We start from the raw sequence: 15,603 nt of genomic DNA on the forward strand, positions 1-15,603 counted from the left end.
ACGGCAGGCGTCGCCGCCCCCACGGAACCCCCACAGGGCCGTTCCCGATAATGATCGTCCTGTTGTCAGTGCGGCCCGGTACGCTCGAAAGCACGATGACAGAGGATCTCTCACCGGCCGAGCGGTACGCGGCAGCCCGTCAGCGCGCTGTCGAGCAGGCCACCGCGCTCGCCTCCTTCCGCGAGATGTACGACTTCGGCCTCGACCCCTTCCAGATCGAGGCCTGCCAGGCCCTCGAGGCGGGCAAGGGCGTGCTGGTGGCCGCGCCCACGGGTTCCGGCAAGACGATCGTCGGCGAGTTCGCCGTCCACCTCGCCCTCCAGCAGGGCAAGAAATGCTTCTACACGACGCCCATCAAGGCGCTCTCGAACCAGAAGTACGCCGACCTGTGCCGCCGCTACGGCACGGACCGCGTCGGCCTCCTCACCGGTGACAACAGCGTGAACTCGGAGGCCCCGGTCGTCGTCATGACCACCGAGGTCCTGCGGAACATGCTGTACGCGGGCTCCCAGACCCTCCTCGGCCTCGGATACGTGGTCATGGACGAGGTGCACTACCTCTCCGACCGCTTCCGCGGCGCCGTGTGGGAGGAGGTGATCATCCACCTCCCCGAGTCCGTGACCCTGGTGTCACTGTCGGCGACCGTGTCCAACGCGGAGGAGTTCGGCGACTGGCTCGACACCGTCCGCGGCGACACCCAGGTGATCGTCTCCGAGCACCGGCCCGTGCCGCTGTTCCAGCACGTGCTCGCCGGGCGCCGGATGTACGACCTGTTCGAGGAGGGCGAGGGCCGCAAGAGAGCCGTCAACCCGGACCTCACGCGCATGGCGCGCATGGAGGCGAGCCGCCCGTCCTACCAGGACCGCAGGCGCGGCCGCGCCATGAAGGAGGCCGACCGGGAGCGTGAGCGCCGACAGCGCTCACGGGCGTGGACGCCCAGCCGCCCCGAGGTCATCGAGCGCCTCGACTCCGAGGGACTGCTGCCGGCGATCACCTTCATCTTCAGTCGCGCCGCCTGCGAGGCCGCCGTCCAGCAGTGCCTCTACGCCGGCCTGCGGCTCAACGACGAGGACGCGCGGGACCGGGTGCGCGCCCTCGTGGAGGAGCGCACCGCCTCCATCCCGACCGAGGACCTGCACGTCCTGGGGTACTACGAGTGGCTGGAGGGCCTGGAGCGCGGCATCGCCGCCCACCACGCGGGCATGCTGCCGACGTTCAAGGAGGTCGTCGAGGAGCTGTTCGTCCGTGGACTGGTGAAGGCCGTCTTCGCCACCGAGACCCTCGCCCTCGGCATCAACATGCCCGCCCGCTCGGTGGTGCTGGAGAAGCTCGTCAAGTGGAACGGCGAACAGCACGCCGACATCACCCCTGGCGAGTTCACCCAGCTCACCGGCCGGGCCGGCCGGCGCGGCATCGACGTCGAGGGCCACGCGGTGGTGCTGTGGCAGCGCGGCATGAACCCCGAGCACCTCGCGGGGCTGGCCGGCACCCGCACCTATCCGCTGCGCTCCAGCTTCCGGCCGTCGTACAACATGGCCGTCAACCTGGTCGAGCAGTTCGGCCGGCACCGCTCGCGGGAGCTGCTGGAGACCTCGTTCGCGCAGTTCCAGGCGGACAAGTCGGTCGTCGGCATCTCCCGGCAGGTGCAGCGCAACGAGGAGGGCCTGGAGGGCTACCAGGCCTCCATGACCTGCCACCTCGGTGACTTCGAGGAGTACGCGCGGCTGCGCCGCGAGCTGAAGGACCGGGAGACCGAGCTGGCCCGGCAGGGCGCCAACCAGCGGCGCGCCGAGGCCGCCGTGGCGCTGGAGAAGCTGAAGCCGGGCGACGTCATCCACGTGCCGACGGGCAAGTACGCGGGCCTCGCCCTGGTGCTGGACCCGGGCCTGCCCGCCGGCCGGTCCAACGGCCACCGCGGCTTCGAGCACCACGACGGGCCCCGCCCGCTGGTGCTGACCGCCGAGCGGCAGGTCAAGCGGCTGGCGTCGATGGACTTCCCGGTGCCGGTCGAGGCGCTGGAGCGGATGCGCATCCCGAAGTCCTTCAACCCGCGCTCGCCCCAGTCCCGCCGCGACCTCGCCTCCGCGCTGCGCACCAAGGCCGGGCACATCCCGCCGGAGCGGGCCCGCAAGAAGCGGGCCCAGGCCGCCGACGACCGGGAGATCGCGCGGCTGCGCAAGGACATCCGGGCCCACCCCTGCCACGGCTGCGACGACCGCGAGGACCACGCCCGCTGGGCCGAGCGCTACCACCGGCTGCTGCGGGACACCTCGCAGCTGGAGCGCCGGATCGAGGGCCGGACGAACACCATCGCCCGTACCTTCGACCGGATCGTCGCGCTGCTGACCGAGCTGGACTACCTGCGCGGCGACGAGGTGACCGAGCACGGCAAGCGCCTCGCCCGGCTCTACGGCGAGCTGGACCTGCTCGCCAGCGAGTGCCTGCGCGAGGGGGTCTGGGAAGGGCTCTCCCCGGCCGAACTGGCCGCCTGCGTCTCGGCGCTGGTCTACGAGTCCCGGGTCGCCGACGACGCGATGGCGCCGAAGGTGCCCTCGGGCAAGGCCAAGGCCGCGCTCGGCGAGACGGTCCGCATCTGGGGCCGCCTCGACGCCCTGGAGGAGGACTTCCGGATCAGCCAGACCGAGGGCGTCGGCCAGCGCGAGCCCGACCTCGGCTTCGCCTGGGCGGCGTACATGTGGGCGTCCGGCAAGGGCCTCGACGAGGTGCTGCGCGAGGCGGAGATGCCCGCGGGCGACTTCGTGCGCTGGTGCAAGCAGGTCATCGACGTCCTCGGCCAGATCGCGGCCGCCGCACCCGCCCAGGGCTCCACGGTCCCGAAGAACGCGCGCAAGGCGGTCGAGGAGCTGCTGCGCGGAGTGGTCGCCTATTCGTCCGTGGGCTAGCCCGGACGGACGGCACACGCGAAGGCCCGGCGGGAGACCGCCGGGCCTTCGCCCGTTCGCGGCGGCGCCCGGCGCCTTTCCCTCATCACGGTGAGTGAATTTCGTACGCCCGAACACGCTCACGCATCGTGTTCGAATGATTCCCCGCCGTGCAAAAGTGCCGACCCTACTCCAGCCCCGAGGCCCGTTTCAGGCGGTTGCTGAATATGACCCGGCGATGATCCGCTCGGACTAAGCTCGCCCGCAGCGCACCGAGTTGAGGTGTAATCGCGCGCTTGTTCCCTATGCGTCGATGATCCCGACAACTCCCAGACATACCCCGTCGCAAGCTCCCCCATCCCAGCCGATTCGTTTTCAGAGGGCCTACATGGTGAGTGTTGATTCCCCTCCAGGTCGCCGTGAACTTCCCTACGCGCGAACGCTGTTGCTGCCGGCCATACTGATGGCCGCGGCCACCGGGGCCGCCGTCGCCCTCGTGACGGAACCGGCCCGGCTCGCCGTCGGCCTGTGCGGTGCCGTCGCCACCCTGCTGGTGGTCTCCGCGGCGGCCGAAGCGGTACGCCGCGGCCGTGCGCTGCGGGCCGAGCGCGCCGCGCACGCCCGTCACAGCGCGTATCTGGAACACCGGGCGGCGAGCCACCACGAGGAGATGGTCGACCTCGGCGGCGTCGTCCTGCCCGACGTGCTGCACTTCATGCGCAGGGGGAACACGCCCGCGGAGGTGATGCGCCGCATCGGCGAGGTGAACCCCGCCTACACCGAACTCGGCGAGCCCCAGCGCCGGCTGATCCGCATGGTCTGCGACATCGTCGACCACCAGGACTCCATGCGCGAGTCCGCCGAGCGCTCCTTCGTCGACATCGCCCGCCGCGTCCAGGCGATCGTCCACCAGCAGAACAAGGAACTGCGCGAGATGGAGGAGGACCACGGGCGCAACCCCGAGGTCTTCGACGACCTCCTGCGCATCGACCACGGCACCTCGCTGATCGGCCGCCTCGCCGACTCCATCTCCGTGATCGGCGGCGGCCGGCCCGGACGCCAGTGGCCCGAGCCGGTCGCCCTCTACAGCGTGCTGCGCGGCGCCATGTCCCGGATCCTGGAGTACCGCCGGATCAACCTGGCCTCCATCGCCAAGGTCAACATCAAGGGCACCGCGGTCGAACCGGTCATCCACGCCGCGGCGGAGCTCCTCGACAACGCCACCCGCTACTCACCGCCCGCGTCCAAGGTGCACGTCACCGCGACCGAGGTGCAGAGCGGTGTCTGCATCGAGATCGAGGACGCCGGCGTCAGCCTCAGCGAGGAGTCCCGCGCCCGCATCGAGGGCCTGCTGGAGCAGGCCAAGCGCGGCACCGACGTGCAGGACCTCGCCCATCACCCGCGCCTGGGCCTGTCCGTCGTCGGCCGGCTGTGCACGCAGTTCGGCATGGACGTCTCGCTGCGGGCCTCCGCGTACGGCGGAGTCCGCGCCATCCTCATCGTGCCCAGCAAGATGATGACCACCGAGCCCGGCGTCGGCCTCGCCCACGGCATCGGCGCGACCTCGATCCCCACCCCGGGCCCGGACGCCCTGCCCGGACCGCAGCGCAAGCCCAAGAAGCGCCGCCCCACCAGCCCCCGCATCCCGGCCGGCGTCTCCATGGAGGACGACGTCCCCGAGGTCACCGAGTGGACGGCGGGCGGTCTGCCGCAGCGCCGCAGCCGGGTCAAGATGCCGCTCAGCCAACGCCTCGCCGAACAGGCGGTCTGGGAGCGCGAGGACGCCGAGCGCGAGGCCCGCCTGGCCGCCGAACGCGCCCGCAACGGCATCCCGGCGCCCGCGGCGCCCGAGCCCGCGCAGGAGAAGGACCAGGGTCTCCCGCCGGGGCACTTCATCGGCGCCTTCTGGGAGGGCCTCAAGCAGCACCCGGGCATCACCCAGGCCCACCAGCAGTCCAGCAGTGACGAGGCGGCCCACGCCCCGGCAGACGACGAGGGGAACCTCAAGTGATCGAGCAGCAAGGCAAGTTCGACTGGATGCTCCGGGACCTCTACGACGGCGTCCCGGGCATCGAGATGATCGTCGTGCTCTCCGCCGACGGCCTGCGCATCGCCCGCTACTCGGGGGACCCCGACGCCGCCGACCGGGTCGCCGCCGCCTGCGCGGGCCTGCAGAGCCTGGCGAGCGCCGTCAGCCAGGAGATCCCCACCAGCGACGGCGACATGAAGATGGTGCTCATCGAGATGAACGGCGGCTACTTCTACCTGATGGCCGCCGGCCCCAACGCCTACCTCGCCGTGCTCTCCGACGTCCGCTGCGAACCCGGCCGGATGGGCCTGAGCATGGCCGACCTGGTCGCCCGCATCGGCCCCCATCTCACCAGTCCCGCGCGGCGCAACGGGCAGACCGTATGACTCCTCCCCAGCGCCAGAGGCGAACTCCCGGACAGGACCGGTCCGCCGAGTCCCCCGGCCCCGCCCCACCCGGCAAAGAGGGCGAGATCCGCAACCCCGAGCGGCTCTTCGTCATCGGCGGCGAGGGCAACGGCGAGCGCGCCGACATCGACCTGGTCACCCTGATCGTGGCCCGCGCGGACCCCCCGGTGTCCGCCACCCCGGAACAGGCCGCCCTGCTGCGGCTGTGTGCCGCACCCCTGTCCGTAGCCGAGCTGTCGGCCTACCTGAGCCTGCCGTTCAGTGTGGTGACCGTGCTGCTCACCGACCTGCTGGCGGCGGAACTGGTGCAGGCCCGCGCCTCGATCGTCCGCCAGAAGGTGGCCGACCGGAACCTCCTCGAAGCGGTGATGCATGGACTTCAAAAACTCTGACACGATCCCCGGCCCACGCACCGAGGACCGGCTGCCGCACACGGCCGAGGCGGCCGTGAAGATCGTCATCGTGGGCGGCTTCGGTGTCGGCAAGACCACGATGGTCGGCTCGGTCAGCGAGATCAGACCGCTGACCACCGAGGAGACGATGACCCAGGCCGGCATCGGCGTCGACGACAACTACGGCTCCGCCTCCAAGACCGCCACCACGGTCGCAATGGACTTCGGCCGCATCAGCATCACCGACCAACTGGTGCTGTACCTCTTCGGCACACCCGGCCAGGAACGCTTCTGGTTCCTGTGGAACGGCCTGTTCGAAGGCGCCCTCGGCGCGGTCGTCCTGGTCGACACCCGCCGCCTGGAGGTCAGCTTCGACGTCATGGGGCGCCTGGAGGAACGCGGCGTGCCCTTCGTGGTCGCCGTCAACACCTTCCCCGACGCGCCCCGTTACCCCGTCGCGGAGCTGCGGACCGCGCTCGACCTGCCCGAGGAGATCCCCATCCTCGACTGCGACGTACGGCGCCGCGCCTCCAGCCGCGACGTCCTGATGACCCTGATGCGCTTCCTGCACTCCATCGCCATGAAGGGCGCGCTCACCTGACCGCGCACGCCCGACCGACCCCCTGACCCCCACTTCTGCTGCGGAGCGAGACTGTGACGCCTGAACGCCACTCCCCGACCGGAACGGGCGACCCCCTGCTCGACCCACCGCCCGGCTGTCCCGCGCACGGCCTCGGGCCGGGCGGACTGCACCGGCTGCACGAGGCGGACGACCTGGACGAGCTGTACGACAAGCTGCGCGAGCAGCACGGGCCGGTGGCGCCGGCGCTGCTCCACGACGACGTGCCCATGTGGGTGGTCCTCGGACATGCCGAGAACCTGCACATGGTGAGCACCCCCGCCCAGTTCTGCCGCGACAGCCGGATCTGGAACCCGCTCAACGAGGGCATGGTCAAGCCCGACCACCCGCTGATGCCGCACATCGCCTGGCAGCCCATCTGCTCGCACGCCGAGGGCGACGAGCACAAACGGCTGCGCGGCGCGGTCACCAGCGCCATGTCCGACCTCGACTTCCGGGAGCTGCGCCGGCACATCAAGCGCTACACCCAGCGCATCGTCAACCGGTTCTGCGAGGAGGGCCGCGCCGACCTCGTCGGACAGTTCGCCGAGCACCTGCCGATGGGCGTGATGTGCCACCTCCTCGGCATGCCCGACGAGTACAGCGACCGGATGGTGGAGGCGGCCCGCGACACCCTCAAGGGCACCGAGACGGCCATCGCCAGCCACGCCTACGTCATGGAGGCGCTGGGACGGCTCACCGAGGCACGTCGTGCCAACCCGCGGGACGACATCGCCGGGCGCCTCGTCAACCACCCGGCCGGGCTCACCGACGACGAGGTCAGGGAGCACCTGCGGGTGGTGCTCCTGGCCGCCTACGAGGCGACCGTCAACCTCATCGGCAACGTGCTGCGCGTGGTGCTGACCGACCCCGGCTTCCGCGCCCAGCTCAGCGGCGGGCAGATGACGGTGCCGGAGGCGGTCGAGCAGTCGCTGTGGGACGAGCCGCCGTTCAGCACCGTGTTCGCCTACTTCGCCAAGCAGGAGACGGAACTGGGCGGGCAGCGCATCCGGGCCGGCGACGGACTGCTGCTGGGCATCGCGCCGGGCAACGTCGATCCGCGCATCCGCCCCGACCTCGACGCGAGCATGATGGGCAACCGCTCCCACCTCGCCTTCGGCGGCGGCCCGCACGAGTGCCCGGGGCAGGACATCGGGCGCGCCATCGCCGACGCGGGCATCGACGCGCTGCTGATGCGGCTGCCCGACGTGCAGCTCGACTGCGACGAGGACGAGCTGCGGTGGCGGTCCTCGATCGCCTCCCGGCACCTGGTGGAACTGCCGGTGCGGTTCGAGCCCAAGGAGCAGCAGGACATCATGCAGCAGCCGAGCCACGCGCCCACCCCGGCGCGGCGCCCCGGCTGGCACGTCGGCATCCCCAGGCCGGAAGAGCGCACGCAGCCGCCGGTCCCGTCGTACCCGCCGCAGCCGGTGCCCGCGCACGCCGCGCCGCCGCAGCCGGTGCCGTTCCCGGAGCAGCCCCGGCCGCGCGGTGCCTGGCAGCGCTTCCTGCTCTGGTGGCGCGGCTACTGACCGTCGGCCCACTCCTCGTACGCCGTCCACGCCCCGAGGGACCGTCCGCTGCGGAAGCGGTGCTCCCGCCCCGTGACCGGATCGGTGAACCCCAGCTCCCGCGCCAGCAGTTGCAGCGGGCGCCGGAAGTCGCCGGCCGGCACGGGGTCGGTCACCTCGGGGTAGAGGGGATCGCCGAGGATCGGCACGCCGAGGCTGTTCATGTGCACGCGCAGCTGGTGGGTCTGGCCGGTGCCGGGCACCAGCCGGTACCGCGCCAGCTCCGGACCCCCGCCCGCGGCCCGGTGGTGTGCGTCCAGTTCGACGCGGGTGACGGCGTTGGGTTCGCCCTCGACCTCGCGGGCGGCCAGGATCCCGCGTTCCTTGAGGATGCGGCTGCGCACGGTCCGGGGGAGGGCGAGCCCGGGGTCGTACGGGGCGACGGCCTCGTACTCCTTGCGCACCCGGCGGTCGCCGAACAGGCTCTGGTAGGCGCCGCGTTCCTCGGGGCGCACGATGAACAGGACCAGTCCCGCGGTGAGTCGGTCCAGGCGGTGCGCGGCACCGAGCGCGGGGAGGTCCAGCTCCCGGCGGAGCCGTGCCAGCGCGGTCTGGGTGACGTGGCCGCCGCGCGGGGTGGTGGCCAGGAAGTGGGGTTTGTCGGCGACGACGATGTGCGCGTCGCGGTACACGACCTCCAGCGGGAAGGGGACCGGTACCTCGGCGGGCGTCTCGCGGTGGAACCACACGAACATCCCCGGCTCGTACGGCGCGTCCGCCGGCACCGCCCGCCCGTCCGCGGCCACGAACAGTCCGGCGGCGAACATGCCGTCCACGACGCCGGCGCCCGCGCCGGACAGCCGTTCCGCCAGGTGCTCCCGGACCGTGGACCACGGGCCGTGCGCGGGCAGCCGCACCCGCATCGCGTCGATGCCGTCGCGCTGCGGCAGGGGCGAGGGCGGGGGAGGGGGGCGGCGTCTCATCACCGCCAGCCTACGAGGCGGTGGCCGGTGCCGGAAAAGCGCTGGGCCGCCGGCCCCGCCGGTTGGCAGGATGCGGCGCATGCCCTACCTGACACGCGCGGTCCTCGACGCAGGCACCCTCTCCGGCACTCCCCAGCCCACGCTCCCCACCGGTGACGGGCTGCTGCTGCGCCCGTGGCGCGCCGAGGACGCCCCCGCCGTCCACGCGGCCTTCCAGGACCCGGTGATGCACCAGTGGCACGCCCGTGCCGCCGACTCCGAGGACGAGGTACGCGGCTGGATCGCCGAGTGGCAGCAGAGCTGGGAGCAGGAGCGGAACGCTCAGTGGGCCGTCGTCGAGGCCGCCGACGACGTGCTGGTCGGCCGGGTCGCCCTACGGGAGATGGTGCTCTGGGACGGTTTGGCCGAGGTCGCCTACTGGACCACCGCGGCCGCCCGTGGCCGGGGCGTCGCCGCCCGCGCCGCCCGGACGCTCGCCCACTGGGCCCTGGACGAGGTCGGCTTCCAGCGCCTGGAACTCTCCCACGCGGTCGCCAACGAAGCATCCTGCCGGGTGGCCCACAAGGCGGGCTTCACGCCGGAGGGCACCAAGCGCAGGGCCGTGCTGCATCCCGACGGCTGGCACGACATGCATCTGCACGCGCGGGTGCGGGGGGACTGAGCGGGCGGGGGGGGCGTGAGCGCCGGTGTCGCTCCGGCGGGCGGCCGGTCATGGCGGGCCTGCCCGGGCGCGTGCGGGGCGGGCTTCGCCACGGAGGGCACCAAGCGGGGGGCGCTGCTGCATCCCGACGGCTGGCACGACATGCATCTGCACGCGCGGGTGCGGGGGGACTGAGCCTCGTGGGCTACGCCGCCGGGGTGCTCTCCTGTTCGGCCTCGATGCGGGCGTTCCACTCGCGCTTCGAGGCCTGCCAGCCGTCCTCGTTGTGGCCGAGGCGCCAGTAGCCGGAGATCGACAGGTCCTCGCGGGAGATCTCCCGCTCCACCCGCAGATAGCGGCGCAGTTCCTTCACGCAGGCCGCCTCGCCGTGCACGAAGATGTGCGGGCGGCCCTCGGGGAAGTCCAGCGCGCGCACCGCCTCGACCAGGGCCTGGCCCACCGGACGGGCGCCGCGGTGCAGCCAGACGACCTCCACGTCGGAGTCGATCTTCTGCTCCTCCTCGGGCCCGTCGACCTCCACGAAGGCGAAGGCGCGGGCGCCGTCGGGCAGCGCCTCAAGGGAGCGGGCGATCGCCGGCAGCGCGCTCTCGTCGCCGGCCAGCAGATGCCAGTCGGCCGTCGGGTCGGGGGCGTAGGCGCCGCCGGGGCCCATGAAGCGGACGGTCTCGCCCGGGCGGACGCGCTTGGCCCAGGGGCCGGCCAGCCCCTCGTCGCCGTGGATGACGAAGTCCAGCGTCATCTCGAGGTGCGCGGCGTCCCAGTGGCGCACGGTGTACGTGCGGGTCACCGGCCACTGGTCGCGGGGGAACTCCTCGCGGATCCGGTCCACGTCGAAGGGCTCGGGATAGGTCACGCCCTCGGCGGCGAACAGCAGCTTCACGTAGTGGTCGGTACAGGTGTCCGCGGAGATCTCGGCCAGCCCCTCGCCGCCGAGCACCACACGCTGCATGTGCGGGGTCAGCCGCTCGGTGCGGACGACCTGTGCGGTGTGCGGCTTGCGCGGCTTGCGTGCCGGACGGTCTGCCATGACGGCCTCCCTGCTCACTGCGTGCGGATCACTCGGTTAGGTTTACCTAAGTTAGCATCCCCTTCCCGCTTCTCGCGTCACGAAGGGGAGATCCGCGGCGTTCCGCACGCAGAGTACGACTTCCCCTCGTCCGGGAGCCGACGCGCCGCGCAGGCATTGTCTGCGGCGCCGCGCGCTCAGGCGGTGAGCGTCGTCAGCAGCCGGTGCAGCGATCCGCCCAGGCCCCAGCGCGCCGCGAGGGCGTCCAGCGCCGCGGCGTCGCGCGGTCCGCGCGGCAGCGTGGTGGCGACGTCCGGCAGCGGGACGTCGCCGGCGACCCGGACGACCTTCGGGGCGACGTCCAGATACGGCCCGGCCTCGGTGAGCCGCTTGCGCTGTGAGGGCGTGAGCTTCGCCTTCGGGTCGTCCACGGCGGCCCGGATGCCCGCCAGGTCCCCGAACTCGGCCAGCAGCTTGGCCGCCGTCTTCTCGCCGATGCCGGCCACACCGGGCAGACCGTCGCTCGGGTCGCCGCGCAGCAGCGCCAGATCGGCGTACCCGCGGCCGTCGACGCCGTACTTCTCGCGCAGTGCGGCCTCGTCGGTGAGGTTGAGGGTGCCGACGCCCTTGACCGGGTACAGCACCCGCACGCCGCGGGCGTCGTCGACGAGCTGGTAGAGGTCCCGGTCGCCGGTGACGATGTCCACCGGGCCCTTCGCCCGCGCGGTGTACGTGCCGATGACGTCGTCCGCCTCGTACCCGGCCACGCCGACGCGGGCGATGCCGAGCGCGTCGAGGACGGCCTCGATGACCGGCACCTGCGGTGACAGCGTGTCGGGCACCTCCTCCTCGTCGGGGCCCGCGGGGCGCTCCTCGGCGACGCGGTGCGCCTTGTACGAGGGGATCAGCTCCACCCGCCAGTGCGGGCGCCAGTCGGCGTCCATGCAGGCGACCAGCTGGTCGGGCCGGTGGTCCTTCACCAGGCGGTCGATGAAGTCGAGCAGGCCGCGCACGGCGTTCACCGGCGTGCCGTCGGGGGCCCGCACCGAGTCCGGCACGCCGAAGTAGGCGCGGAAGTAGAGGGAGGCGGTGTCGAGAAGCATCAGTCGTCCGGTCACGCCTCGCATCATGCCGCAGAGCGTGTGGACGAGTGAGGGAGGACGTGTGAACTGGGTCACTCATGTGTTTGGTACATAAGCATCGGGGCAGGCGCGCAGCCGGGTCGAAGCTGGTTGATGCATTCAACTGTTAGCGAGGCTTCACACCCTGTCCCTGCCCCCGATGCAAGAGGTAAGCGTGTCAGCGAGACTAGAAGCCGAGGGCCTGTTCAAGGTCTTCGGCAGGAAACCGGACCAGGCAGTCGAACGACTGCGCCAGGGGGACGTGCGGAAGGAACTGCACGCCGACGGCACCACGGCCGCCGTCATCGACGCGTCGTTCACCGTGGAGCCCGGCGAGATCTTCGTGGTCATGGGACTGTCCGGATCCGGCAAGTCCACGCTGCTGCGCATGCTCAACGGTCTGCTGGAGCCGACCGCCGGGCATGTCCGCTTCGGCGGTCAGGACCTCACCGAGATCGGCGAGCGCAAGCTGCGCGACGTCCGTTCCAAGAGCATCAGCATGGTCTTCCAGCACTTCGCGCTCTTCCCGCACCGCAGCGTCCGTGACAACGCTGCCTACGGTCTTGAAGTGCAGGGCGTGCCCCGCGCCGAGCGCGAACGCCGCGCCGACGAGGCGCTCGCCCTGTGCGGTTTGGCCGGCTGGGAGAAGTCCTGGCCCGACGAGCTGTCCGGCGGTATGCAGCAGCGCGTCGGCCTGGCCCGCGCGCTCGCCACGGACGCCGATCTGCTGCTGATGGACGAGTCCTTCAGCGCCCTGGACCCGCTGATCCGCCGCGACATGCAGGACCAGCTGCTGGAACTCCAGAAGACCCTGAAGAAGACCATCGTCTTCATCACGCACGACCTCAACGAGGCCATGCGCCTGGGCGACCGGATCGCGATGATGCGCGACGGCCGGATCGTCCAGATAGGCACCGCGCAGGACATCCTCATCCGTCCCGCCAACGACTACGTCGCCTCCTTCACCCAGGACGTCGACCGCTCCCGCGTGCTGACCACGGCCGCCGTCATGGAGACCGACCTGCGCGGCGACGAGGCCGACTGCGACTGCGAGACGGCCACGCCCGAGACGTCGTTCACCGACCTGTGCGCGATCAGCGCCCGCACCCCGCACCCCGTCGCGGTCGTCGACGGCGACGGCGAACTGGTCGGCGTCGTCCCCACCCGCCGCCTCGTCGGCTTCCTCGGGGACGAGCAGGCCGAGCCCGGCACCTGCGACAGCCCGCGCGACCAGGGTCCGGAGAAGGTGATGGCCCGTGCCTAGGATTCCGCTCGGCGACTGGGTCAACAGCACCGTCGACTGGCTGCTCGAACACGTCGCGTGGCTCTTCGACTTCCTGAAGACCGTCTTCACCGGCACCTACGACGGCATCAACGCCGTCCTCCAGGCGCCCGAACCGCTGCTCCTCGCCGGCATCTTCGCGGTCATCGCCTTCTGGCTGCGCGGCACGCTCGCCGGTGTTCTCACCTTCCTGGGATTCGCGTTCATCGTCTCCATGGAACTGTGGGAGAACGCGATGATCACCCTGGCGCTGGTGCTCGTCGCCACGATCATCGCCCTGGTCGTAGCGGTGCCCGTCGGCATCTGGGCGGCCCGCTCCGACCGCGTCAGCGGCCTGGTCCGGCCGGTGCTCGACTTCATGCAGACGCTGCCCGCGATGATCTACCTCATCCCGGCGATCCTGTTCTTCGGCACCGGCGCCTCCGCGGGCATCGTCGCCACCCTGATCTTCGCGCTCGCCCCGGGCGTGCGCATGACCGAGCTGGGCATCCGCCAGGTCGACAAGGAACTGGTCGAGGCCGCCGAGGCCTTCGGCACCACCCCCCGCAACACCCTGCTGCGCGTCCAGCTCCCGCTGGCCCTGCCGACGGTGATGGCGGGCGTCAACCAGGTCATCATGCTCGGCCTGTCCATGGCCGCGATCGCCGGCATGGTCGGCACCGGCGGCCTCGGCGGCGACGTCAACGAGGCCATCGGCCAGCTGAACGTCGGTCTCGGCTCCGAGTCCGGTGTGGCCATCGTGATCCTCGCGATCTACCTGGACCGCATGACCAGCGCGCTCGGCACCCAGGTCTCGCCGCTCGGCCGCCGCGCCGCCGCCAAGGCCCGCAGCATGGGCGGCCTGAAGATCTGGTCCTACCGTCCCCGCCCGCAGGTCGCCGTCATCGGCGTCGTGATCCTCGGCCTGGTGGCCGGCGGCATGGGCATGTTCGGCGGCTCCGGCGACACCGAGAACGTCGCGAACGGCAAGAACGTCGGCCAGGGCAAGAAGGTCACCCTCGGCTACGTCCCGTGGGACGAGGGCGTCGCCTCCACGTTCCTGTGGAAGGAGATCCTCGAACAGCGCGGCTACGAGGTCGAGGCCAAGCAGTTCGACGCCGGACCGCTCTACACCTCGCTGGCACAGGGCGACATCGACCTCGTCACCAACTCCTGGCTGCCGACCACCCACGCCCAGTACTGGAAGAAGTACGGCGACCGGCTCGACGACCTCGGCTCCTGGTACGACGAGACGTCCCTCGAGCTGACCGTCCCGGCGTACATGAAGGACATCAACACGCTGGCGGACCTCAAGGGCAAGGCCGACCTGTTCGACGGGAAGATCACCGGCATCGAGTCCAGCGCCGGTGAGATGGCCCTGCTCAAGGACAAGGTCTCCAAGGCGTACGGCCTCGACAAGGAGTACAAGGTCGTCGACAGCTCCACGCCGGCGATGCTGGCCGAGCTGAAGCGGGCGATGAGCAAGAAGGAACCGATCGTCGTCACGCTCTGGTCCCCGCACTGGGCGTACAACGACCTCGACCTGAAGAAGCTCAAGGACCCCAAGGGCGCCTGGGGCAAGGGCGACGGCGTGCACACGCTGTCCCGCAAGGGCTTCGCCGGGGACGACCCCACGGCCGCCAAGTGGATGAAGGACTTCACGCTGGACGAGAAGCAGCTCACCAGCCTGGAGGCCGAGATCAACAAGGCCGGCAAGGGCAAGCAGCAGGACGCCGTCCGCACCTGGCTGAAGAGCCACCCGGGGCTCGTCGACAAGCTCGCCCCGGTCGAGGGCGCCGCCGGCGCCACCCCGCCCGAGGCCGAGCGGGCCCTGGACGTGGCCTGGTTCCCCTGGGAGGAGGACGTCGCCGTCACCTACCTGTGGAAGAACGTCCTGGAGCGCCGCGGCTACAAGATGAACCTGAAGCAGATGGACGTCGGCCCGGTCTACACCGGCCTGGCCTCCGGCGACCTCGACCTCAACTTCGACGCCTGGTTGCCCCACGCCCAGAAGAACTACTGGGAGAAGAACAAGGACAACCTCACCGACCTCGGCACCTGGTACGAGCCGACCTCCCTGGAGATCGCCGTCCCCTCGTACGTGAAGGACGTCAAGTCCCTCGCGGACCTGAAGGGCAAGGGCGACCTCTTCGACGGGAAGATCATCGGCATCGAGCCCGGCACCGGTGAGATGCAGCTCGCGAAGAACGAGGTGCTGCCGGGCTACGGCCTGGAGGACGAGTACGAGATCGTGGACGGCTCCACGCCGGCCATGCTGGCCGAGCTGAAGCGCGCCTACGCCAAGAAGGAGCCGGTCGCGGTCACCCTGTGGTCGCCGCACTGGGCCTACAGCGACTACGAGCTGACCAAGCTGAAGGACCCCAAGAAGGCCTTCGGCGAGGGCAACACGATCCGCACCATCTCCAGCAAGAAGTTCCCCGAGCAGTACCCGCAGCTCACCAAGTGGATCAAGAACTTCCACATGAGCGAGGACGAGCTCGGCACCCTGGAGGCCGAGATCAAGGACCGCGGGCAGGGCCACGAAGAGGAAGCCGTCGCGGCCTGGCTGAAGGAGCACCCGGACATGGTGGGCCGGATGACCCCGCAGTAGTACCGCACCACTGGTCACCCCGAGGGGTGGGCCCGGCAGCGCCTCCTGACAGACCAGCCGTCGCCCCCCACCCCCCGCCGCCGCGGGCGCCGGGCACCGGCCAGGTTGGCACAGACAACA

The 15,603-nt window shown here is 71.1% G+C and carries 12 protein-coding genes and 1 pseudogene; 10 read left to right on the forward strand and 3 right to left on the reverse strand.

Features of this window, described 5'->3' with window-relative positions; translation table 11 throughout:
• Positions 1-50 precede the first annotated feature (50 nt).
• From ACFC1X_RS37965 to ACFC1X_RS37990, 6 genes are all read left to right on the forward strand, one after another.
• Positions 51-2,903 carry a DEAD/DEAH box helicase gene (locus ACFC1X_RS37965; protein ID WP_376363393.1) on the forward strand — a complete coding sequence of 951 codons (2,853 nt, stop codon included), beginning with the start codon at positions 51-53 and terminating at the stop codon, positions 2,901-2,903.
• A 367-nt stretch (positions 2,904-3,270) separates the two neighbouring features.
• Positions 3,271-4,893 carry a sensor histidine kinase gene (locus ACFC1X_RS37970; protein ID WP_376363396.1) on the forward strand — a complete coding sequence of 541 codons (1,623 nt, stop codon included), beginning with the start codon at positions 3,271-3,273 and terminating at the stop codon, positions 4,891-4,893.
• Between the two features lie 26 nt (positions 4,894-4,919).
• Positions 4,920-5,297, forward strand: a complete 378-nt coding sequence (locus tag ACFC1X_RS37975) for a roadblock/LC7 domain-containing protein (RefSeq protein WP_167308645.1) — start codon at positions 4,920-4,922, stop codon at positions 5,295-5,297.
• Positions 5,294-5,710, forward strand: a complete 417-nt coding sequence (locus ACFC1X_RS37980) for a DUF742 domain-containing protein (protein ID WP_376363399.1) — start codon at positions 5,294-5,296, stop codon at positions 5,708-5,710. The genes ACFC1X_RS37975 and ACFC1X_RS37980 overlap by 4 nt, the downstream gene beginning before the upstream one ends.
• Positions 5,691-6,311, forward strand: coding sequence for an ATP/GTP-binding protein (locus ACFC1X_RS37985; RefSeq protein WP_376363402.1), 621 nt, complete (start codon positions 5,691-5,693; stop codon positions 6,309-6,311). Before ACFC1X_RS37980 ends, ACFC1X_RS37985 begins: the two co-directional genes overlap by 20 nt.
• A gap of 53 nt (positions 6,312-6,364) precedes the next feature.
• Positions 6,365-7,861: a cytochrome P450 gene (locus ACFC1X_RS37990; RefSeq protein ID WP_376363405.1), complete on the forward strand. Its 1,497-nt coding sequence runs from the start codon at positions 6,365-6,367 to the stop codon at positions 7,859-7,861.
• On the opposite strand, the gene ACFC1X_RS37995 is transcribed toward ACFC1X_RS37990, so the two are convergent.
• A complete protein-coding gene (locus tag ACFC1X_RS37995; protein WP_376363408.1) occupies positions 7,855-8,823 on the reverse strand; it encodes an RluA family pseudouridine synthase in 969 nt (322 codons plus the stop codon). The genes ACFC1X_RS37990 and ACFC1X_RS37995 overlap by 7 nt on opposite strands.
• A gap of 79 nt (positions 8,824-8,902) precedes the next feature.
• Between ACFC1X_RS37995 and ACFC1X_RS38000 the strand changes: the two genes are divergently transcribed.
• On the forward strand, positions 8,903-9,484 hold the full coding sequence (locus ACFC1X_RS38000) for a GNAT family N-acetyltransferase (RefSeq protein WP_376363411.1): 582 nt from the start codon (positions 8,903-8,905) through the stop codon (positions 9,482-9,484).
• A gap of 78 nt (positions 9,485-9,562) precedes the next feature.
• A pseudogene (locus ACFC1X_RS38005) lies at positions 9,563-9,658 on the forward strand (GNAT family N-acetyltransferase); the annotation flags it as partial.
• A 10-nt stretch (positions 9,659-9,668) separates the two neighbouring features.
• Here ACFC1X_RS38005 and ACFC1X_RS38010 read toward each other — a convergent pair.
• Both ACFC1X_RS38010 and ACFC1X_RS38015 read right to left on the reverse strand, forming a co-directional pair.
• Complete coding sequence (locus tag ACFC1X_RS38010) at positions 9,669-10,511, reverse strand: siderophore-interacting protein (RefSeq protein ID WP_376363414.1); 843 nt, start codon at positions 10,509-10,511, stop codon at positions 9,669-9,671.
• Positions 10,512-10,687: 176 nt separating this feature from the next.
• Entirely contained in the window at positions 10,688-11,593 is a 906-nt protein-coding gene (locus ACFC1X_RS38015; protein ID WP_376363421.1) for a 5'-3' exonuclease H3TH domain-containing protein, read from the reverse strand.
• Positions 11,594-11,786: 193 nt separating this feature from the next.
• On the opposite strand from ACFC1X_RS38015, the gene ACFC1X_RS38020 reads away from it, so the two are divergent.
• Together ACFC1X_RS38020 and ACFC1X_RS38025 are read left to right on the forward strand one after the other, a co-directional pair.
• On the forward strand, positions 11,787-12,875 hold the full coding sequence (locus ACFC1X_RS38020; RefSeq protein ID WP_307010702.1) for a glycine betaine/L-proline ABC transporter ATP-binding protein: 1,089 nt from the start codon (positions 11,787-11,789) through the stop codon (positions 12,873-12,875).
• Positions 12,868-15,483 carry an ABC transporter permease/substrate binding protein gene (locus tag ACFC1X_RS38025; protein WP_376363418.1) on the forward strand — a complete coding sequence of 872 codons (2,616 nt, stop codon included), beginning with the start codon at positions 12,868-12,870 and terminating at the stop codon, positions 15,481-15,483. Before ACFC1X_RS38020 ends, ACFC1X_RS38025 begins: the two co-directional genes overlap by 8 nt.
• Positions 15,484-15,603 lie beyond the last annotated feature (120 nt).

It is taken from the genome of Streptomyces sp. NPDC056128, from assembly GCF_042263835.1.
GTDB lineage: Bacteria > Actinomycetota > Actinomycetes > Streptomycetales > Streptomycetaceae > Streptomyces.